Source organism: Enterococcus sp. FSL R5-0957 (assembly GCF_038008005.1).
Classification (GTDB): domain Bacteria; phylum Bacillota; class Bacilli; order Lactobacillales; family Enterococcaceae; genus Enterococcus_B; species Enterococcus_B faecium.
Genome location: NZ_JBBOYG010000001.1, coordinates 2,433,440 through 2,453,356, shown reverse-complemented (window position 1 = coordinate 2,453,356; position 19,917 = coordinate 2,433,440). Strand labels below are relative to the sequence as shown.

The window sequence follows — 19,917 nt, the reverse complement described above, 5'->3', positions numbered from 1 at the left end:
AAATAGTTATTCAAACGACCATCAATTTAAGGCGTGAATGGAGAAGAATATTCTTCATTTACGTCTTTTTATGCAGAAAAAGCAAATTTATCAAAAAGAAATAAATGTTATTTAAATATGGACATTGACTTGCTTTTACTTTTTTAGTTACACTGTTATTTAGGAAAAGTTTCATAATTCAAAGGAGAAAAAAGATGAAAGCAAAGAATTTATTATTTAGCGTTATTCTTTTAGGAAATCTAGCAGTTGCCAACACAACAGTGCTAGCTGAAGAATCGACAGAAACTGTCGCAACTCAGACATCGAGTTCTTCAGAAACAGGAATTGAAAACGATACAGAGAGTACTTTGCAGTCAGCTACTGTCTCAGAAAATACAATTTCAACCGAAGAACCAACAACTGAAACAACAGAACAAACACAAACAGAAGACAGTACATCAGCAGAAGCTCAGAACAATCCAGAGAATGCAGAAGAAATCACGAACCAATTGACAGATGGGCAAACATTGACACATACCCATCAAGCAGATTTGTCTGAATTCGAAAACTATACTGGCTATGCTTTTTATGCTCGCTCATCTGCTAATTCTCAACAAGCGTTCATTGATAGTATTGCCTCAACTGCACAAAGTTTGGCAAGTGCCAATGACTTATATGCATCAGTCATGATTGCTCAAGCCATTGTTGAAAGTGGCTGGGGGAACAGTACTTTGGCTTCTGCCCCTAATTACAATCTATTTGGGATTAAAGGAAGCTATAATGGCCAATCTGTTACGATGCCTACTTCGGAATATGTGAATGGGCAATGGATTACGGTGAATGCCGCTTTTAGAAAATATCCTTCGTACAAAGAATCATTGCAAGATAACGTAACGGTATTGAAGACGACTTCTTTTCAGCCAGGCGTTTACTACTATTCCGGTGCATGGAAAAGCAATACGAACTCTTACAAAGATGCTACGGCTTGGCTAACAGGTCGTTATGCCACTGCGCCTAATTATGGTTCTACATTGAACAATGTAATCGAAACCTATAATCTGACACAGTATGATACAGCACCAACTTCAACTTCTCCGATGTATCGTCTGTATAACCGTCATACAGGAGAACATTTATATACATTGAATGCCGGAGAAAAAAATTATCTGCCAACTGTAGGCTGGGAATATGAAGGGATTGCTTGGCAAGCACCAAACAGCGGACAACCTGTCTACCGTTTATACAATCCTTACAGTGGAGACCATCATTACACAATGGCACAATCTGAGATCAACTCTTTAACAAAAATCGGTTGGCGTTATGAAGGTCTAAGTTTTTATTCTGGTGGTTCCAAGCCAATTTATCGACTATTTAATCCAAATGAAAAAACTGGTACCCATCACTATACCTTGAGTGCTAAGGAAAGAGATTGGCTAACACCGATGGGCTGGAGATATGAAGGAATAGGATTTTATGGTTATTAAAAAGAGGTTGTGACAGAAGTGGTCAGCTTCAAGAAATAAGAAGGAATTTACGAAATTGCTTTTCAAATTTTTGTGAAATCAGCGTCCTGACCTGAGTATTAGAGAAACAAACAAAAAATAGTTCTTCATATTTTGCCGTTTTTTGAGCTAATACCGAGGGACAGCTGATTGAACACCGTGTATCAGAGGTTGTGAAAAAGCTGCCCTGCATCAAGTAGTAAGAACAGCCAAACAAAAACAGATTTTCATGTTTTTTGTTTGGCTGAACTTATTACTGCAGATGTAAGTTTTTGAACACCGTTTACTCAAAAAAGGTTGTGACAACATCTTGTCATAACTTTTTTATTACCGTTTAAGCATACTGATCCAATTTCTAATATTCGACGGGATTCTTGCAAAAGGCGATTTCGGAAATTTTTGGCGGTGTAAAATTTTCTACTGCAGAAGAGCTATCTTCTATAGTTTGATAGGAATCAATAATCTTGGTTTTAGCGTTGTGCTTTCTTTATCATTTTTTCCGTTCATTCTACAAAAAATTTCTTTTCTCTATACTTTTCTATTGAGAGCGTTTTTTTTATTACACAGCTGATTCTTTGACTTTTTTCTTTTTTTATTCTATTATTGACAAGTCAATCGTTGACGAATCAATTATTAGAGAGGAGGAAATTATGTCTTTAGAAGAGATTAGTCACCTTTTATATCAAATCAAATTAGCCGATCAAAAAATCGTCCAGATCTTTGAAGAAAATATCGGTATAAGCCTTACTAGATACGAGATCATGATGAGACTGAAAGAAGAAAATCCATTGCTACAAAGCAGTTTGCAAGAAAAGTTGCAGATTGATCAAGGAGCAGTTACTCGTCATCTGAAGGTATTGGAAGCAAATGGCTATGTTTCGCGTCAGAGAAATCCTCAGAACAACCGGGAAGTGTATGTAGCGCTAACAGAAAAAGCCCAGAAGAAAATCGAGCATTGTGAAATGGACCATAAAGATACAGGTTCCGTGCTATCCCCGGCTTTCAGCGATGTAGAAATGAAACAATTTCTAACACTTTTAGATAAATTGAATACCCAACTTTGCAATATAACAACAGAAACGAAAGAGGTTAATAATAATGGAACAAAAAAATGATTTTTCAACAATTATGACTGGTAGAAGATCCGTTCGCGTATATGATGAAACATACAAAATCCCACACGAAGAAATGCTGGAAATGATCAAAGAAGCGACGACTGCACCTTCTTCTGTCAATATGCAACCATGGCGCTTTGTGGTCGCTGAAAGCGAGGAAGCAAAAGAAATCTTGCGTCCTTTGATCCGTTTCAATACGAGACAAAATGATACTTCTTCTGCAATGGTCATGATTTTTGGCGATATGCAATGTTACGAATATGGCGAAGAAATCTATAACCAAGCTTACGAATCAGGGAAGATGCCAAAAGAAGTCAGAGATCAACAATTAGCTGTGATCATTCCTTATTACAAGAGTTTTTCAAGAGAAGAAATGAACGATGTAGTCAAAGTCGATTCTAGCTTAGCGGCTATGCAATTCATGTTAGTTGCGCGTGATCATGGCTATGAAACAAATCCAATTGGTGGATTCGAAGCAGATCAGTTGGCAGAGGCATTTGGTTTGGATAAAGACCGTTATGTTCCAGTTATTATTTTATCAATAGGAAAAGCGGTAGAAGAAGGTTACGAGTCTGTTCGTTTAGCACCAGAAAAGATCACTACGTTCGAATAAAAGGTTTTCAGTTACTATTCAGTAGATATTGCTTTTCTTGAAATCGTGTGTGGTAACCTAATAAAAAAGGAGGTCGGAAAAATGACTGCATCGATGAAATTACGTTTCGAACTTTTGAATAACAACTAAATAAATTCAAAAGACATGTATAAACAACAATTTCATGGATGGATTATGTCCATTTTTTCGAACGACAGTAGAATAGGTGAAAGCTATGACAGATTTGGTGATTTAGTCATAGTTATTTCGTTCAGAGTTGGAAAAGATGTGATGCAGTTTTTTTTGCAAACAGATTTTTCTGCTCTTTTTTAGTATCGATAATTGTTGTTTTACATGAAATAGGAGTGTAAAACATATGGAAAATTTAGCAGTAAATATAACAAATCTACAAGTCAGCTTTGGCAACCAGCTAGAACTATCTATTGATTCTCTTCGTGTCTATCAGCAAGATCGTATAGGGATCATAGGAGAAAATGGTGTCGGTAAATCGACTTTGCTCAAACTAATAGCCGGTGAACTTTTTCCCGATCATGGGAAAATCCAAACAGAGATCACCTTCAACTACCTGCCTCAATTAACCTATCTCGCTGAAGCAAAGGACCTAAATTTGGAATTAGCCAGTCATTTCCAGTTAAGACTGGAAGAAACTTCAGAGCGGAAATGGAGCGGAGGGGAAGAACGAAAGATCGAGTTGATACGTCTTCTTTCTTATTATGAACAAGGGATGCTTCTAGACGAGCCAACAACCCATCTAGATAGAAAAAGTATTGATCGACTGATTGAAGAGCTTCGTTATTATTATGGTACGCTGGTTTTTGTTAGTCATGATCGCTATTTTCTAGATGAGCTGGCAACGAAAATCTGGGAAGTAAAAGACGGAGAAATCCGAGAGTTTTCGGGGAATTATAGTGCCTATCTCACTCAAAAGGAATTGGAGAAAAAGACTCAGCTACGAGAAGCAGAGTCGATCATGAAAGAGAAAAAACGATTGGAAAAATCGATCCAAGAAAAGAAAAAACAAGCGGAAAAGTTGGAAAAAGTGTCCAGTAAAAAGAAAAAGCAACAAATCAGACCGGATCGGTTGTCTTCCTCTAAACAAAAAGACAGTGTACAAAAAGCCATCCAAAAGAATGCGAAAACATTAGAGAGAAAACTCCAAAAAATAGGAGAAACAACCAAGCCGCAGCAGATGAAACAAATCCGTTTTCCAGTACCAAAATCTCTTGAACTCCACAGCCGCTATCCCATCATGGGACAAAATGTCCAACTGGAAAGAAGTGGGAGAACATTACTGGTAAATGGTGATTTTCAGTTTTCTTTAGGTAAAAAAATCGCGATTGTCGGTGAAAATGGTTCAGGTAAGACAACCTTATTAGAACATATCCGCAAACAAGGAGAAGGAATCCTTCTCTCTCCGAAAGTAAGCTTTCAAGTATATCAGCAAAAGGGTTATCAAATGACATCTGAAGAATCCATCATTCGTTTTGTCATGAGACAAACAGAGTTTTCAGAATCGCTTGTCCGTAGTTTGCTGAATCACTTAGGGTTTGCTCAGGAAACTCTGACGAAACCGTTATGTACATTAAGTGGGGGAGAAGCGACCCGTCTGACGATTGCTTTGCTTTTTACTAAGCCAAGTAATGTGTTGCTGTTAGATGAACCGACTAATTTTATTGATATGGCAACGATCGAAGCTTTAGAGAAGCTGATGCAAATATATCCGGGAACGATTTTGTTTACTTCTCATGATTCTTACTTTGTCGAGCGTACGGCTGATGAAGTTTATGAAATAAAAGGGCAGAAAATAAAAAAAGACTTACGAGAAATTTTTAAATGTGCTACGATGATTTTCGTGACAAATTTAAAGGAGTGGTACAGATTGCCTACAAATAAAAAAGAAGGAATAATTTTTACAACAATGATGTGTTTTTTGATGGTCTTAGGGATGAGCGCGTATAATTTATGGCTGCATCAAGACCTTCATTTATCAAGTTTGTTGATTGGTCTAGTGCCTGGATTCGTGGTGGCTTTCATTTTGGATGTCTTCATCATCGGTGTGCTGGCGAAAAAAATTGCCTTTAAACTACCAGTAAATCCAGAAAGCAAGGTCCAAATGATCTTAACTATTTCATGCTTGATGGTTTTAGGAATGGTGACATGTATGTCTTTGTTCGGTGTGATCATGGAACAAGGAATACCTGATCAATTATTCTCTGCTTCTTATATGAATGCTTGGAAAATGAATGTGATTGCCGCTTTACCGTTGCAGTTGATCATCGTTGGCCCGCTTTCAAGAAGTGTGCTAAAAGCAATTCAAAGTAATGAATGATGGAACACTGTTATTTGAAAAAAGACCTTGGCATGCTTTTTGTCATAGTCTCTTGAATGCAGTTCTAGAAAAATAGTGATCCGAACGATAGGTTTTGGCCTGTCGCTCGGATCGCTTTTTCTTTTCCAACTGTATTGCTCTTTTATTGAAGATAATTTGCTCTTCAATAGATATTTCTAGAAAGGTTCTGTTTATCCCTTACTCAAAAAACTGCTGCATTTGTTCTCTTACTTGCTGACACCATTGGAGTTCCTGCTGACAAAGCATAATTCTGCGCTGGATCACAACATAACGTCCAAATTCTTGTTTCTTGTCTAGCGAGAGGTCATTCAATTTTTTTTGATTTTTTTGCATGATTTTGTTCAGCTGTTGTTCTCTAGTGAATAGCAGTCCAGTAGCTGTTGTTTTATCGAGCGTCGAAAAAGCATAGATTTTTGCTAGAAATTCATCTTTTTGCGTAGGAGCGGGAGTTTCCTCTTTGATCCATTCCTCTACAAGAGTACGTCCTTCATCAGTCAAGTGGTAGATCTTTTTTTGAGAGTGCTCGTCTTTGTCCAAAACGGTCACATAACCCTGCTGGTCTAACTTGGCAAGCGTTGTATAGATCTGACTGTGATGGGCTTCCCAAAAAATTGTGATCAGCTGCTTCAATTCATACCCAGAACGTGGTTTGGATAAAAGCACGCATAATAATATATAGGCTAAAGTATTCATAAAAATCCTACCTCTCGTCTTATTTTCTTTATTATATCACAGTAAAGTTTCCATGTTTTACATGTGCATATTGACATGTAAAATAAATCATGTATGATGCTAATAGAGAGAAAGGGATGGAAATATTGGAGAATCAAATAGATATACAAGAACAAACAAATGAAGAAACAAAGGGGAAAGTTCGGCGCTCGTTGTAGCAGCTACCTGTATGATCGCTTTTATGGGAGTGGGCCTAGTAGACCCGATCTTAAAAACGATTGCTGCACAGTTAAACGCTACGCCAGCTGAAACGACCCTGTTATTTACTAGTTACATGTTAGTCACTGGTGTGGTGATGCTATTTACAGGTTTCTTATCTAGTCGGATCGGTTTGAAAAAAACATTGATGACAGGATTGTTTATCATCGTTGTATTCGCTGGTCTTGGCGGATTATCTGGCAATATCGGTATGTTGATTGGGTTACGTGCCGGCTGGGGTGTCGGGAATGCTTTGTTTGTCTCTACTGCTTTAGCAACGATCGTCAGTATTTTAGTCGGTAACACAGAAAAAGCAATCATGATGTATGAAGCAGCACTTGGCTGCGGAATGGCTGTTGGTCCTCTAGTCGGTGGAGTCTTGGGCAGTGGTTCATGGCGCTATCCATTTTTTGGGGTAGCATTTTTGATGTTTTGCGGTTTTATAGCCCTAGCGGTACTTTTACCTGAAACTGAGAAACCAAAGAGAAAAGTAGGCCTTTGGGAAGGTGTCAAAGCGTTAAGCAATCATAAACTTCGTTCAGTTGGACTAATCGCATTGTTATATAATTTCGGATTCTTTACTTTACTTGCGTATGCGCCATTTTTATTGATTTGTTATACTGAATTAGAAGTTGGTTTTGTATTCTTTGGCTGGGGTGTGCTTCTAGCTATCGCTTCGATTTTCGTTGCACCCGCTCTTGAGCGGAAGTTTACGACTTATCGGACAATTTTAGCAGCATTTGTCTTATTCATTATTTGTTTGCTGTTATTAGGGGCTGGAACTTCTATGCCAGTCCTTGTACCGATCAGTATCGTGTTAGCAGGATTTTTCCAAGGAATCATCAATACACTGTTGACAACGATTGCTATGGAAATACCAGGTCTGCAACGAAACGTTGCTTCGTCCAGCTATAGTTTTGTCCGCTTTTTCGGTGGAGCTTTAGCACCATTTATTGCAGGTGTGATTGGTGAACATATTGGTGAAAGCTATGCGTTTTATTTTGCAGGTGCCATTGTTCTTATCAGTGTATGTTGTATCATTTATCACCGTAATTATTTTGCTACAAATGAAGAAGAATAAGAAATCAGAGGTTGTGAAAAAGCTGTCCTGCATCAAGTCATAAGAACAGCCAAACAAAAATAGCTTCTCATATTTTTCGTTTGGTTGGGCTTATTACCGCAGATGCAAGCTTTTGAACGCCGTTTACCAAGAGGTTGTGAGACTGTCGTTTAACTCTGAATCACAAGGAACAATTTCAAAAAACAGTTTCTCATGTTTGTTGAATATTGTGACTTATGATTGAGGAGTTGGCAGAAGAACACCATTTATTCGGAAAAAGGGGATGTGACACGATTTTTGTCACATTCCCTTTTTTTCTCAAAATAATGAAACTGGAAAATTTTCAGTAGGTAAGCTAAAATTCATTTAAGAAAAAGAATGGGGGGATAATAGATGCTGGAAGAATATTTTCAGGAAGTCGGGTTGACACTCGTTGAATTACCCATTGAATTTTCAGATGATCGGTTGATTTATCGTAGCTATATCAAAGAATTGCCAATAATCAATGCGGAAGGTGAAACTAGAAAAGCGATGCAGCAAAAAATAGCTGATATGTATCAGGTGTATCGGGAACAGCTACTGGCTGAATCAGCGGAAGAAGAAAAAGAAAAAACGATGAACTTGTCCATGGACGAGCTGCTTCGTTATTATGATGGCGAAACATTTGACGGATTTTCGCTTCTTAACGAAGAGGAAACAGATTTACCAGGCAGCTGGTAGGCGAACGCCGTTTATATGGAAAAAGAGGCTGTGACAAAATCTTTGTCACAGCCTCTAAAAAGTCCGGCAGTTTTTTGCCGATCTTCAAGGCACTCTACTTATCGTACGGATATTTTTTAGCGGAAAGTCCGATTCAAGTGGTTTTTATTCAGCTGATATTTATAAGATAAGTGAAAAATCCCAGCAATCAGTAGCGTAATCGTATAAGCGATTGAATGATCGAAAAAAGAATAGTAATTGATTGTCGCTAATAAGCATAATGCAACCATGTAACTAATGTGCAAGCGTGTAACCAGCCCTTTTGGCCCGATTTTGTCAAAATACTGCGACCATTTTTCCCGTTGACTCCCTATGCTTCGTTTTTTGAATTGAAAGAAAAGGGATAAAATACCGACTCCCAGAAAAGCAGCGATATTCAGAGAAATAAGGTAAATAAAAAAAATCATTAAAATTTCAAACATATTGACACCTTTCTAGTTGGATAGAACCTTTACAGAAAAAAGGCAAAAGGCGGGAATAATGTTTCACACGAAACATTATTCGCGGATTTGTCCATCGCCATAAATGATATATTTTGTGGAAGTTAATTCATTTAACCCCATTGGACCACGGGCATGCAACTTTTGAGTAGAGATACCAATCTCTGCACCAAAACCAAATACCGATCCGTCTGTAAAACGAGTGGAGGCATTGACATAGACAGCCGCCGCGTCCACTTCATTTAAGAAACGTTGACTAGCCGCATAACTATCTGTCACGATCGTTTCTGAATGTTTAGTATTATGCCGATTGATATGTGCAATTGCTTCATCCAAAGAATCGACCACTTTGACAGCAAGGATATAATCTAGATATTCAGTATCCCAATCTGTGTCTTCTGCTAAAGCAGCCGTCTCTAGATATTCTAACGCACGAGCATCCGCACGTAAAGAGACCCCGTGTTCTACCAGTTCTTTTTCAATAGCTGGCAAGAAAAAAGGTGCGATCTCAGAATGGATCAGCAATGTTTCTGCCGCGTTACAGACAGATGGACGGGAAGCTTTTGCATTGACGATGATGTTCACTGCCATAGCCAACTGTGCTTCTTTATCGATATATACGTGATTATTTCCTGTACCTGTTTCAATGATAGGTACCGTTGCCTGTTCTTTGACTCGTTGGATTAATTTTGCTCCGCCTCGAGGAATCAGCACATCTAAGTATTCTGTCAATCGCATCAACTGTCCTGCAGTTTCATGAGAAGTATCATCGACAAACTGGATGGCATAAGGAGATTCGCCAGCACTGACCAGTACTTGCTGCAATAATTGGACTAATAATTGATTCGAGAAGAATGCTTCTTTGCCACCGCGAAGGATAACGGCATTCCCTGATTTGAATGCTAGACTAGCTGCATCTGTCGTGACATTTGGACGAGATTCGTAAATGATGCCGATCACGCCTAGTGGCACGCGCTTTTTGCCGATTCTCAATCCGTCGGTGTTCGTCCACATCTCATCTACTTTTCCAATAGGATCGTCTAACGAAGCAATTTTTTCGATCTCTGTAGCCATGGCATTGATTCGCTCAGGTGTCAGCTGCAAGCGGTCTTGCATCGTTTCACTGATATTGTTTTCGACTGCTTTTTCTAAGTCTTTATGATTTGCTTCAATGATCGCTTGTTGATTCTTTTTGATGGTTTGTGCCATTTGAACAAGTAGCTCATTTTTGCGGTTTGTAGGCATAAGTGCTAGTTGTTGCGCGCTATCTTTTGCCTGTTGTCCTAATTGCATCAAGTCAGTCATTTCAAGTCCTCCTTAAATAAAGTACCTACTTCTTTTCCTGCAAGAATATCAAAAATAATTGCCGGATTTTTTCCATTTGCTAAAATCATTGCGCTGTTTGCTTCAAATATCCTAGAAGCGGCTTTTAATTTACTCTGCATACCGCCTGTTCCAAATGTGCTACCAGCACCACCTGCTTGTGCCAGAATCTTTTCATCGATTTTATCGATATAGCGATACATCTGAGCCTCGGGATTTGTAGTCGGATTATCTGAATAAAACCCGTCGATATCAGAAAGGACGATCAAAAGGTCTGCCGCGACAAGTTTTGCCATGATGGCTGACAGCTGATCATTATCGCCAAATTTTGTCAGATGATCTAATTCATCCACTGCTACAGTATCGTTTTCGTTCACGATAGGGATCGTGTCCATAATCAAAAGCTGTTCCAATGTATTCCTCACATTTTTACGACTTTCAGGATAATCTACCACGTCTCTTGTCACGAGGATCTGTGCCGTCTGTTGATTATATACACTGAATCTTTGATTATAGATATTCATCAGTTCGGCTTGACCAACAGCTGCCGCAGCTTGCTGTTCAGGAATCAAAGTCGGACGTTCTGACAAATGTAATTTATGCATACCAACGCCTACAGCTCCTGATGAGACTAAGATCACTTCCTTTCCCCGATTTCTAAGATCAGAAAGGACAAAAGCTAACTGATCGATTGCCGCAAGATTGATATTTCCATTGGGATAAATCAATGTACTTGTTCCTACTTTGACAATAATTCGTTTTGCATTTTTAATTTCTTTACGCATGTGACACCTCAATCAAATATCCACTCATTAATTTCGTTCTATTCTACTTGTTTTGACGAGTAAAGTCATGTAAAAAATAGTTTTTTTGTACAACTTGCAGTCGTTTGGAAAAAGAACGAATTAATGGTTTACTTTAAGATAGCAGAATTTCTTGAAGAATTTGTAAAGAAAGTCTTTTACAGCCTCGGATATGTTAGAATAGGAGTAGTTTATTTAGGGAGGAAAACCGGTGAGAAAAAGAGGATTTGAAGTTATTTCTAAATATAAAGATCAAAATATCAATCTACCGCAGCGCGCTACACATCATGCTGCTGGCTATGATTTTGAAGCAGCAGAAGCGGTCGTGATTCCAAGTATCTGGAAAGCAGGCTGGAAAAAGGGGTTGGAAACAGTCGCAGATGGATTGAAAAAAGATGTATCAGAAAATGAAAAACAATTGAAACCAACCCTCGTGCCTACTGGAATCAAAGCTTACATGGGAGAAGATGAATTTTTGCAGCTTGCTAACCGTTCAAGCAATCCGTTGAAGCGGTTTTTAGTGTTGACAAACGGAGTAGGTGTGATTGACAGTGATTATTACAATAATGAGGCAAATGAAGGCCATATCATGTTCCAATTCACCAACTTTGGTTTCAAGGATGTAGTGATCAAAAAAGGCGAGCGTATCGGCCAAGGGATCTTTTTGCCGTTTTTAAAAGCAGATCAAGATCAAACGACTGCTCAACGTCAAGGCGGATTTGGTTCTTCCAGTAAATAAAACGTTAAAGATACTTAAGCTTGATTTAATGTCTCATGATTAGGATAAAAGGAGGCGGTACAATGGCAAAAAAATCAAAAGTACAATTTGTTTGCCAAAATTGCGGGTATGTGTCGCCTAAGTTCTTGGGACGCTGCCCAAATTGCGGAAAATGGAATACGATGGTCGAAGAAATCGAACAAGATACAACGGACCGCAGAACTCGGACAAGTTTGACAGGAGAAAAAGCAAAACCAACAAAAATCGCAGACGTCGTCCCTAAAAAAGAACCTCGGATCAAAACAAAATTAGAAGAACTGAACCGTGTGTTAGGCGGAGGTGTGGTGCCAGGGTCTATGGTCTTGATTGGTGGCGATCCAGGTATCGGGAAATCCACTTTGCTGTTACAAGTTTCTCAGCAATTAGCAGCCATAGGCGGAAAAGTCTTATATGTATCCGGCGAAGAAAGCGCAGAGCAGATAAAATTACGCGCGGAACGCCTCGGAAGTATCAACACAGAATTTTATCTATACGCTGAAACAGATATGAACGAAATCAGTCGTGCCATCGAACATATCTCCCCTGATTATGTTATCATTGATTCCATCCAAACGATGACGCAGCCAGACATCACAAGTGTGGCAGGAAGTGTCAGCCAAGTAAGAGAAACCACTGCAGAACTACTCAAAATCGCTAAAACAAATGGGATAGCCATTTTTATCGTCGGTCATGTTACCAAAGAAGGCTCGATCGCCGGCCCAAGAATGTTAGAACATATGGTGGATACGGTGTTATATTTTGAAGGTGAACAACATCATAGTTTTCGGATTTTGCGAGCAGTAAAAAACCGATTTGGCTCAACGAATGAGATTGGGATTTTTGAAATGCATGAGCATGGATTGGAAGAAGTCGCTAATCCTTCACAGATTTTCTTAGAAGAACGCCTAGACGGTGCAACTGGCTCTGCTATCGTTGTGGCAATGGAAGGGACACGTCCAATTTTGGTAGAGATCCAAGCATTAGTCACACCTACTATGTTCGGAAATGCCAAACGAACAACAACAGGTCTTGATTTCAATCGGGTATCTCTGATCATGGCAGTGCTGGAAAAAAGAGCTGGGTTGCTTCTTCAGAATCAAGATGCTTACTTAAAAGCTGCAGGTGGGGTAAAATTAAATGAACCAGCGATTGATTTAGCTATCGCTGTCAGTATTGCTTCAAGCTATAAAGAAAAAGGAACACAGCCAACGGAATGTTTCATCGGTGAAATTGGACTGACTGGAGAAATCAGACGTGTCAGTCATATTGAACAACGAGTCAAAGAAGTCCAAAAACTCGGCTTCACAAAAGTATACCTACCTAAAAACAACTTAGGTAACTGGGAAGCGCCAAAAGGAATCGAGATAGTTGGAGTAGCAACTTTGGCTGAAACGTTGAAGCGTGTGTTCCGCTAACTAATAAATGATTGTCGAAACGGAGGAAAAACGATGCAAAAACGTGTCATTACTTTGCTTATGATCATTGTCGGCGCAAGCTTGGGTATTTCATTTTTACCCTCAGCTTGGCAGGCAATCGGTCAACAGTCAAACGGATGGCTGAATAATACATTTACCAACAGCCTGTTAGGCGCACTTATTTTCTTTTTATTATCTTTGCTGTTGGCCAAACATATCTCAGCTATTATCAAACAAGTAGAACAAAAACTAAGTGAGGTCAGCTTGACTTATCTTCTCTTCGGTGCGATCGGTGCGATCATCGGATTGACTTTAGGTGTTGTGATCTCGACCCCTCTTTACAATATGGAAATTCCATTCGTCAATAGTGTATTGCCGATTTTACTGATGATCATCTTAGGTTATCTGGGATTGAGAATGGGAACAACACGAATCGAAGAATGGAAGAAAGTTTTTGGTTCACGAAGCAAAAAAATCGAGCAAGAAACAGCTAGTCAAGTTGAGAGTCAACTGCTAGAACGAAAATCAGGAGAAAATTTCCATAAATATAAAATCTTGGATACAAGCGTGATCATTGACGGTCGGATTTATGATATTACAAAGACTGGTTTCTTAGAAGGAACCTTGATGATCCCTAATTTTGTTCTTTACGAACTACAATACATCGCGGACTCAGGGGATAGTTTGAAACGTGTGCGTGGTCGTCGCGGATTAGATATCCTAAATGCCTTGCAAAAAGAAGAGGGTATATCTGTCGAAATGTACGATGGAGACTTTGAAGATATCAGTGAAGTAGACAGCAAATTGATCAAATTGGCTAAGCTTTTAGATGGTGTCATTGTAACCAATGACTATAACTTGAATAAAGTCTCTGAATTCCAAAATGTACCTGTTCTTAATATCAATGCGTTGGCAAATGCCGTAAAACCAGTCGTCATCCCTGGTGAAACGATGAATGTTCTAATAGTAAAAGCCGGGACAGAACGCCAACAAGGAGTAGCCTACCTAGATGACGGCACGATGGTTGTCGTAGAAGATGGACAGCATTACATGAATGAGCGTATCGAAGTCGTTGTAACGAGTGCCCTTCAAACAGCTGCTGGACGCATGATCTTTGCTAAACCTGCACATGCAGGACGAGGAATCGACAATAAAAAAGAGACAGAGAAAAAGACTAAACAATCAAAATAAAAAAGAAATTCAGCCAACTGGTAAGGAAATTCAACCAGTTGGCTTTACTATTTACCTTAGAAAAGGTAAAATTTGTGCTGAGTGGCTTTAAATAAATGATATTTGAGAAGCCGTAACTGACGGAATTTTTGCTGTTAGTCAAAGTCTAGTTTGAAAGAAGAGGAAGAAAATGACGAAAGTACGCGTACGCTATGCACCAAGTCCAACTGGGCACCTGCATATTGGAAATGCAAGAACTGCATTATTCAATTATTTGTTTGCCCGCCACAATGATGGAGACTTTATTATTCGTATTGAGGATACTGACCAAAAACGTAATATCGAAGATGGCGAAAAAAGCCAGTTGGAAAACCTTGCTTGGTTGGGAATGTATTGGGATGAATCTCCTGAAAATCCTGGAGAATACGGCCCTTACCGTCAATCTGAACGTAAAGAAATCTATCAACCGCTGATTGATCAGCTGCTTGCTAGCAATCGAGCATACAAATGCTATTGCACAGAAGAAGAATTAGAAGCAGAACGGGAAGCACAACGCGCAAGAGGAGAAATGCCTCATTACGCAGGAACATGTGCGAACTTGACACCTGAAGAACAAGCAGAAAAAGAAGCACAAGGTCTAGAATCTGTTGTACGTTTCCGTGTGCCTCGCAATACAGAATACGCATTTACAGATATGGTGAAAGGCGCTATTTCGTTCGAATCCGATAATATCGGTGGCGACTTTGTCATCCAAAAACGCAATGGTATGCCAACTTATAATTTTGCTGTTGCGGTCGATGATTATTTGATGAAAATCACTCACGTTTTACGTGGAGATGACCATATTGCCAATACACCAAAACAACTGATGATCTATGAAGCATTTGGCTGGACACCACCAACCTTCGGACATATGACATTGATCATCAACAGTGAAACAGGTAAAAAACTAAGCAAACGTGACGAATCAATCTTGCAATTTATCGAACAATATCGCGAATTAGGCTATCTACCAGATGCAATGTTCAACTTTATTGCATTATTGGGCTGGTCACCTGTGGGCGAAGACGAAATCTTCGAACACCAAGAATTGATCAAAATGTTCGATCCAAAACGCCTAAGTAAATCACCCGCAGCTTTCGATGCGAAAAAACTGCAATGGGTAAACAACCATTACATCAAAGCAATGGATCTAGATGCATTTACTGACATGTGTCTGCCTTATCTAATCGCTGATGGACGTGTAGCAGAAAACCCAGATGAAAAGACAATCGAATGGGTGAAGAAGATCGTTAGCCTGTATCAACCTCAAATGAGCTATGCTGCAGAAATCGTTGATCTGTCTACGCTATTTTTCAATGAACATCCTGTATTGAATGAAGCAGCAAAAGAAGTACTTGCTGGTGAAACAGTTCCTACTGTTCTCCGCGCATTCAAAGCACAGCTAGAACAAATGGAAGTAGTAGATGCTCCAACTGTCAAAGCTGCCATCAAAGCTGTTCAAAAAGAAACTGGCGTAAAAGGAAAAAATCTTTTCATGCCAATCCGTGTAGCTGTATCAGGACAAATACATGGTCCAGAATTGCCTGAAACGATCGAATTGCTTGGTCGTGAAAAATCATTAGCACATTTAAATCAAGTACTGAACTAAACACGATGAACAGAAAAAAGTAAGCAGCTGATCATTACAAGAGAGATACCGGGTGGTGCAAGGTATCAATGAATGGTTGCCGAAATGCCTCTGGGAGTGGTCTTGGCGAAACACAGAAAACAGGAAAAACTGTTTTCTAGGAAACAAAGTAGCCAAGAACGTATAACAGGCGTTAGCTGTCAGAGATAATCATTGATTATGAAGAAAAGTGGAACCACGCGGAAAGCGTCTTTTGATAAGGAAACTTATTTAAAAGGCGCTTCTTTTCTTTATAAGAAGATGATTTCCTACATAAAATTCTTACGAAAGGAGTGGAAAGTCATGAGTTGGTTTACCCGAGCGATTGATGCAGCAAAGAGAAACGATCCGGCTGCACGTTCGACAGCTGAGATCGTTTTGACATACCCTGGTTTTCATGCCTTGTTTTGGCATCGTTTCTCTCATTTTTTATATCAGCACCGGCTCTTTTTATTGGCGAAGATCAATGCTCAATTCTGGCGTTTCCTAACTGGTGTTGAGATCCATCCAGGAGCAACGATTGGCACTGGCGTGTTCATCGACCATGGAATGGGAATCGTCATTGGCGAAACCGCAGAAATCGAGGACGATGTGATTTTATTCCATGGCGTAACATTAGGCGGTACAGGAAAAGAAACGGGTAAAAGACATCCAACTGTTAAACAAGGAGCCATGCTCTCTGCGAATGCGCAGATATTAGGACCGGTAACGATCGGAAAAAACGCCAAAATCGGTGCAGGTGCCGTTGTGTTGAAAGATGTTCCAGACGACGCTACAGCGGTAGGAGTACCAGCAAAAGTCGTTCGAATCAAAGGAGAAAAAGTGAGGAGATCAGAATGATAAAAATCTACAATACATTGACCAGAAAAAAAGAAGAATTCATCCCTATACAAAAGGGACATGTCGGTATGTATGTCTGCGGACCGACTGTGTATAATTATATCCATATCGGAAATGCTCGTAGCACCATTGCTTTCGATACAATTCGACGCTATTTTGAATATCGAAGCTATAAAGTCGATTTCGTATCGAATTTCACGGATGTAGACGATAAAATCATCCGTACAGCAAACGAATTAGGTATTACAGCACCAGAAGTTGCTGATCGTTTCATCCGAGCATTTGAAGAAGATACGAAAGCGTTGAATGTCGAGCCTGCTACACTGCATCCAAGAGTCATGGATCATATGCCAGATATTTTAGCATTTATTCAAGTGTTGGTTGAAAAAGGCTATGCTTATGAATCTTCAGGTGATGTGTATTACCGTACCCGTAAATTTGAAAATTATGGGAAATTAAGTGACCAATCCATCGATGAACTGGAAGTCGGAGCAAGTCAGCGTACAGGGGAAGAACAGCAGCAAAAAGAAGACCCATTAGATTTCGCTTTATGGAAACAAGCAAAACCTGGCGAGATTTCTTGGGATTCACCATGGGGCAAAGGACGTCCCGGTTGGCATATTGAATGTTCCGTTATGGCAACAAAACATTTAGGAGAAACGATCGATATCCATGGTGGCGGGCAAGATTTAGAATTTCCTCATCATGAAAATGAAATCGCACAAAGTGAAGCGAAAACAGGGAAAAAATTCGCTAATTACTGGATGCACAATGGTTATGTAACGATTGGCGAAGACGATGAAAAAATGAGTAAATCTCTAGGGAATTTCATCACTGTACATGAAATGATCAAAAACGTTGATCCACAAGTCTTGCGTTTCTTCATGGCGACCACACAATACCGTCGTCCGATCCGCTACAGTGAAACGACGATGAAAGAAGCAGCCACCAATTTACAACGACTGAAGAATACGTTTGACAATTTGAAATTCCGCCAAGAAACTGCCTCAGAGAATTTGGCAGATGATGCGGATAAAATCGCTTTGTTAGAAAATTTAGAACAGCGATTCATCGAAGAAATGGACGATGATTTTAATGCAGCAAATGGGATCACAGTGGTCTATGAGCTTGCTAAGTGGCTGAACACTTATCTAGACCAGCCGAAAGTTTCTGCCGCTGTCTTGGCACAAGGAGAAGCTTTATTCTCGCAATGGCTTTCGATCTTCGGTATTTTATTTACAGCAGAAGAGTTATTAAATGAAGAGATTGAACAATTGATCGAAGAACGAAATCAAGCAAGAAGCAATCGTGATTTTGCCCGAAGCGACGAAATTCGTGATTTGTTGAAAGAAAAAGGGATCTTATTAGAAGATACACCGCAAGGAACCCGATGGAGAAGAGAAGCATGAGAGATTACACACAATTGAACGGTTTAGCCTTGGCTTATGTTGGAGATGCGATTTACGAAATCTATGTTCGTGACCACCTGATTGATCAAGGAGAAACAAAACCCAATAAGCTGCATCGTGCGGCAACGAATTATGTTTCTGCGAATGCACAAGCCTTTTTGATTCAGCAAATGCTGGAAGAACATCTTTTGACAGAAGAAGAAGAACTTTATTATCGCAGAGGAAGAAATGCTAAAAGCCATACGAGCGCAAAAAATGCTGACGTTACGACGTATCGGGTCGCAACAGGGTTCGAAGCGCTCATGGGCTATCTGCATTTGACAAAACAAACCGAGCGGATGGAAGAATTGATCCGCTGGTGTATTCAGAAAGTTGGTGAAAAAAATGGGTAAAGAAAGAACAAACAAACATCAATCGAAACGTGGATTTGAAGACAAAAAACAAAATAGATATCCAAATAAAAAGCAAACTGGACGAAATCAGTCAGTTTCTGATCAAAATGAAGAAGCATTAGAAGATAATTTCGTCTTTGGACACCATGCCGCAGTAGAAGCGCTACAACAAGGGCGAGGGAATAAACTCTTTCTTCAAGAAGATTCACGAGGAGAAAAAGTAGAAGAACTGAAAGAAATCGCACGTGAACAAGCTGTGCCAGTCAAATGGGTTCCTAAACAAAAATTAGAAACTTTGAGCGATCACGGCGTGCATCAAGGAGTCGTTCTTGCGATTACACCTTATGAATATTTATCCCTTGACCAACTGATTGAACGAACAAAAGAGAAAAAAGAAGACCCCTTCTTTTTGATTTTGGATAGCATCGAAGATCCACACAATTTTGGGTCGATTTTACGGACAGCAGACGCAAGTGGCGTCGATGGTGTGATCATACCAAAACACCGAGCAGTTGGAATCACACCTATCGTAACAAAGACTTCCACTGGGGCAGTCGAACATGTCCCCGTTGCACGCGTGACGAATTTGGTACAAGCTGTGCAACAGCTCAAAGAAACAGGATTTTGGGTATTTGGCACAGATATGACCGGCACAAACTTCCAAAAATGGAATGCCAAAGGATCAATTGCTTTAGTCATTGGTAATGAAGGCAAAGGAATGAGTCCAGGATTGAAAAAAGAAATGGATGAATTGCTGACGATCCCGATGACCGGGCACGTCCAGAGCTTAAATGCCAGTGTTGCTGCTGGTTTGCTTATGTATCAGGCTTTTTCCCAACGTCAGGGGGAGTAGACCATGAAAAAACAGCTGTTGATTGTAGACGGCTACAACATGATTGGTTCGTGGCCGGAACTTGTCCAGCTTAAAAAGCAGGACAAAATGGCGGATGCAAGAGAAGCTCTTTTACATCGTTTATCAAATTATGCGAAATATGAAGGACTAGAAGTCATCGTTGTCTTCGATGCCCAATTAGTTCCGGGCATCCAACAAAATTATAAGAAATACCAGTTGGATGTTGTTTTTACGAAAGAAGACGAAACGGCTGACAGTTATATCGAGAGAATCGCTGGTCAGCTGAATGACCGTTTGACACAAGTGACAGTGGCGACAAGCGATTTAGCAGAACAGTGGATGATCTTTTCCCAAGGAGCATTACGAACTTCTGCTTATGAATTATATAAGACGATAAAAAAAACGGAAAAAACAATAGCCCAAGAAAATAAAGATATGCATTTTATTGATTTCCGACGTAATTCTCCATGGAATGAAGAGCAGTTAAAAAAATTGTCCCAAAAATTGGACGATTTAATGAGAAAAAATAAATAACATA

At 39.6% G+C, this 19,917-nt stretch carries 18 protein-coding genes, 2 pseudogenes and 1 other annotated feature; of the genes and pseudogenes, 16 read left to right on the top strand and 4 right to left on the bottom strand.

Annotation, left to right across the window (positions count from 1 at the left end):
• Nucleotides 1-194: 194 nt before the first annotated feature.
• From MKX69_RS11970 to MKX69_RS11950, 5 genes and pseudogenes are all read left to right on the top strand, one after another.
• On the top strand, nucleotides 195-1,463 hold the full coding sequence (locus tag MKX69_RS11970; protein ID WP_002287463.1) for a glycoside hydrolase family 73 protein: 1,269 nt from the start codon (nucleotides 195-197) through the stop codon (nucleotides 1,461-1,463).
• Between the two features lie 668 nt (nucleotides 1,464-2,131).
• Complete coding sequence (locus MKX69_RS11965; RefSeq protein ID WP_002287461.1) at nucleotides 2,132-2,596, top strand: MarR family winged helix-turn-helix transcriptional regulator; 465 nt, start codon at nucleotides 2,132-2,134, stop codon at nucleotides 2,594-2,596.
• Nucleotides 2,580-3,209, top strand: coding sequence for a nitroreductase family protein (locus MKX69_RS11960; protein ID WP_341010371.1), 630 nt, complete (start codon nucleotides 2,580-2,582; stop codon nucleotides 3,207-3,209). Before MKX69_RS11965 ends, MKX69_RS11960 begins: the two co-directional genes overlap by 17 nt.
• A gap of 355 nt (nucleotides 3,210-3,564) precedes the next feature.
• Nucleotides 3,565-5,042: pseudogene (gene msr(C), locus MKX69_RS11955) on the top strand (ABC-F type ribosomal protection protein Msr(C)).
• Nucleotides 5,043-5,088: 46 nt separating this feature from the next.
• Complete coding sequence (locus MKX69_RS11950) at nucleotides 5,089-5,538, top strand: DUF2798 domain-containing protein (RefSeq protein WP_341010543.1); 450 nt, start codon at nucleotides 5,089-5,091, stop codon at nucleotides 5,536-5,538.
• A gap of 198 nt (nucleotides 5,539-5,736) precedes the next feature.
• Here the strand turns inward: MKX69_RS11950 and MKX69_RS11945 are convergent, their stop codons facing one another.
• Nucleotides 5,737-6,252: a PadR family transcriptional regulator gene (locus tag MKX69_RS11945; RefSeq protein WP_081156765.1), complete on the bottom strand. Its 516-nt coding sequence runs from the start codon at nucleotides 6,250-6,252 to the stop codon at nucleotides 5,737-5,739.
• A 116-nt stretch (nucleotides 6,253-6,368) separates the two neighbouring features.
• Here MKX69_RS11945 and MKX69_RS11940 point away from each other — a divergent pair.
• Together MKX69_RS11940 and MKX69_RS11935 are read left to right on the top strand one after the other, a co-directional pair.
• Nucleotides 6,369-7,570 (top strand): annotated as a pseudogene (locus tag MKX69_RS11940) (MFS transporter).
• A 372-nt stretch (nucleotides 7,571-7,942) separates the two neighbouring features.
• Nucleotides 7,943-8,269 (top strand): hypothetical protein, encoded by a 327-nt coding sequence (locus MKX69_RS11935; protein ID WP_341010368.1) that lies wholly within the window; start codon nucleotides 7,943-7,945, stop codon nucleotides 8,267-8,269.
• Between the two features lie 116 nt (nucleotides 8,270-8,385).
• Here the strand turns inward: MKX69_RS11935 and MKX69_RS11930 are convergent, their stop codons facing one another.
• From MKX69_RS11930 to proB, 3 genes are all read right to left on the bottom strand, one after another.
• The gene (locus MKX69_RS11930) at nucleotides 8,386-8,730 is read right to left on the bottom strand and encodes a hypothetical protein (protein ID WP_002307733.1); all 345 of its coding nucleotides are present in this window, start codon (nucleotides 8,728-8,730) and stop codon (nucleotides 8,386-8,388) included.
• Nucleotides 8,731-8,805: 75 nt separating this feature from the next.
• Nucleotides 8,806-10,053: a glutamate-5-semialdehyde dehydrogenase gene (locus tag MKX69_RS11925; RefSeq protein ID WP_002337400.1), complete on the bottom strand. Its 1,248-nt coding sequence runs from the start codon at nucleotides 10,051-10,053 to the stop codon at nucleotides 8,806-8,808.
• Nucleotides 10,050-10,856 carry a glutamate 5-kinase gene (gene proB / locus MKX69_RS11920; protein ID WP_002287451.1) on the bottom strand — a complete coding sequence of 269 codons (807 nt, stop codon included), beginning with the start codon at nucleotides 10,854-10,856 and terminating at the stop codon, nucleotides 10,050-10,052. The genes MKX69_RS11925 and proB overlap by 4 nt, the downstream gene beginning before the upstream one ends.
• Before the next feature lie 229 nt (nucleotides 10,857-11,085).
• Here proB and MKX69_RS11915 point away from each other — a divergent pair, with 229 nt between their 5' ends.
• The 9 genes from MKX69_RS11915 to MKX69_RS11875 all read left to right on the top strand — a co-directional run bounded on the left by MKX69_RS11915 (nucleotide 11,086) and on the right by MKX69_RS11875 (nucleotide 19,913).
• Nucleotides 11,086-11,613, top strand: coding sequence for a dUTP diphosphatase (locus MKX69_RS11915; protein WP_341010364.1), 528 nt, complete (start codon nucleotides 11,086-11,088; stop codon nucleotides 11,611-11,613).
• A gap of 62 nt (nucleotides 11,614-11,675) precedes the next feature.
• Nucleotides 11,676-13,046 (top strand): DNA repair protein RadA, encoded by a 1,371-nt coding sequence (gene radA, locus MKX69_RS11910; RefSeq protein ID WP_002287449.1) that lies wholly within the window; start codon nucleotides 11,676-11,678, stop codon nucleotides 13,044-13,046.
• A 33-nt stretch (nucleotides 13,047-13,079) separates the two neighbouring features.
• A complete protein-coding gene (locus MKX69_RS11905) occupies nucleotides 13,080-14,237 on the top strand; it encodes a PIN/TRAM domain-containing protein (protein WP_341010360.1) in 1,158 nt (385 codons plus the stop codon).
• Nucleotides 14,238-14,406: 169 nt separating this feature from the next.
• The gene (gene gltX, locus MKX69_RS11900) at nucleotides 14,407-15,867 is read left to right on the top strand and encodes a glutamate--tRNA ligase (RefSeq protein ID WP_341010358.1); all 1,461 of its coding nucleotides are present in this window, start codon (nucleotides 14,407-14,409) and stop codon (nucleotides 15,865-15,867) included.
• Nucleotides 15,864-16,103: a binding site (T-box leader), on the top strand. (Overlaps the previous gene by 4 nt.)
• Before the next feature lie 85 nt (nucleotides 16,104-16,188).
• The gene (epsC, locus tag MKX69_RS11895; protein WP_002287446.1) at nucleotides 16,189-16,725 is read left to right on the top strand and encodes a serine O-acetyltransferase EpsC; all 537 of its coding nucleotides are present in this window, start codon (nucleotides 16,189-16,191) and stop codon (nucleotides 16,723-16,725) included.
• On the top strand, nucleotides 16,722-18,134 hold the full coding sequence (gene cysS, locus MKX69_RS11890) for a cysteine--tRNA ligase (RefSeq protein WP_341010355.1): 1,413 nt from the start codon (nucleotides 16,722-16,724) through the stop codon (nucleotides 18,132-18,134). Before epsC ends, cysS begins: the two co-directional genes overlap by 4 nt.
• Complete coding sequence (locus tag MKX69_RS11885) at nucleotides 18,131-18,526, top strand: Mini-ribonuclease 3 (RefSeq protein ID WP_002293091.1); 396 nt, start codon at nucleotides 18,131-18,133, stop codon at nucleotides 18,524-18,526. The genes cysS and MKX69_RS11885 overlap by 4 nt, the downstream gene beginning before the upstream one ends.
• Nucleotides 18,519-19,379 (top strand): 23S rRNA (guanosine(2251)-2'-O)-methyltransferase RlmB, encoded by an 861-nt coding sequence (rlmB, locus tag MKX69_RS11880; protein WP_002318842.1) that lies wholly within the window; start codon nucleotides 18,519-18,521, stop codon nucleotides 19,377-19,379. Before MKX69_RS11885 ends, rlmB begins: the two co-directional genes overlap by 8 nt.
• Before the next feature lie 3 nt (nucleotides 19,380-19,382).
• A complete protein-coding gene (locus MKX69_RS11875) occupies nucleotides 19,383-19,913 on the top strand; it encodes an NYN domain-containing protein (protein ID WP_002318843.1) in 531 nt (176 codons plus the stop codon).
• The last annotated feature ends 4 nt before the right edge of the window (nucleotides 19,914-19,917 follow it).

What these genes read in the sequence shown, in the direction of transcription:
- cysS (WP_341010355.1), top strand. Translation starts at nt 16,722, where the DNA reads ATGATAAAAATCTACAATACATTGACCAGAAAAAAAGAAGAATTCATC.
- proB (WP_002287451.1), bottom strand. Translation starts at nt 10,856, where the DNA reads ATGCGTAAAGAAATTAAAAATGCAAAACGAATTATTGTCAAAGTAGGA.
- MKX69_RS11905 (WP_341010360.1), top strand. Translation starts at nt 13,080, where the DNA reads ATGCAAAAACGTGTCATTACTTTGCTTATGATCATTGTCGGCGCAAGC.
- MKX69_RS11965 (WP_002287461.1), top strand. Translation starts at nt 2,132, where the DNA reads ATGTCTTTAGAAGAGATTAGTCACCTTTTATATCAAATCAAATTAGCC.
- radA (WP_002287449.1), top strand. Translation starts at nt 11,676, where the DNA reads ATGGCAAAAAAATCAAAAGTACAATTTGTTTGCCAAAATTGCGGGTAT.
- MKX69_RS11885 (WP_002293091.1), top strand. Translation starts at nt 18,131, where the DNA reads ATGAGAGATTACACACAATTGAACGGTTTAGCCTTGGCTTATGTTGGA.
- MKX69_RS11960 (WP_341010371.1), top strand. Translation starts at nt 2,580, where the DNA reads ATGGAACAAAAAAATGATTTTTCAACAATTATGACTGGTAGAAGATCC.
- MKX69_RS11970 (WP_002287463.1), top strand. Translation starts at nt 195, where the DNA reads ATGAAAGCAAAGAATTTATTATTTAGCGTTATTCTTTTAGGAAATCTA.
- MKX69_RS11930 (WP_002307733.1), bottom strand. Translation starts at nt 8,730, where the DNA reads ATGTTTGAAATTTTAATGATTTTTTTTATTTACCTTATTTCTCTGAAT.
- rlmB (WP_002318842.1), top strand. Translation starts at nt 18,519, where the DNA reads ATGGGTAAAGAAAGAACAAACAAACATCAATCGAAACGTGGATTTGAA.
- MKX69_RS11875 (WP_002318843.1), top strand. Translation starts at nt 19,383, where the DNA reads ATGAAAAAACAGCTGTTGATTGTAGACGGCTACAACATGATTGGTTCG.
- MKX69_RS11945 (WP_081156765.1), bottom strand. Translation starts at nt 6,252, where the DNA reads ATGAATACTTTAGCCTATATATTATTATGCGTGCTTTTATCCAAACCA.
- MKX69_RS11925 (WP_002337400.1), bottom strand. Translation starts at nt 10,053, where the DNA reads ATGACTGACTTGATGCAATTAGGACAACAGGCAAAAGATAGCGCGCAA.
- MKX69_RS11935 (WP_341010368.1), top strand. Translation starts at nt 7,943, where the DNA reads ATGCTGGAAGAATATTTTCAGGAAGTCGGGTTGACACTCGTTGAATTA.
- epsC (WP_002287446.1), top strand. Translation starts at nt 16,189, where the DNA reads ATGAGTTGGTTTACCCGAGCGATTGATGCAGCAAAGAGAAACGATCCG.
- gltX (WP_341010358.1), top strand. Translation starts at nt 14,407, where the DNA reads ATGACGAAAGTACGCGTACGCTATGCACCAAGTCCAACTGGGCACCTG.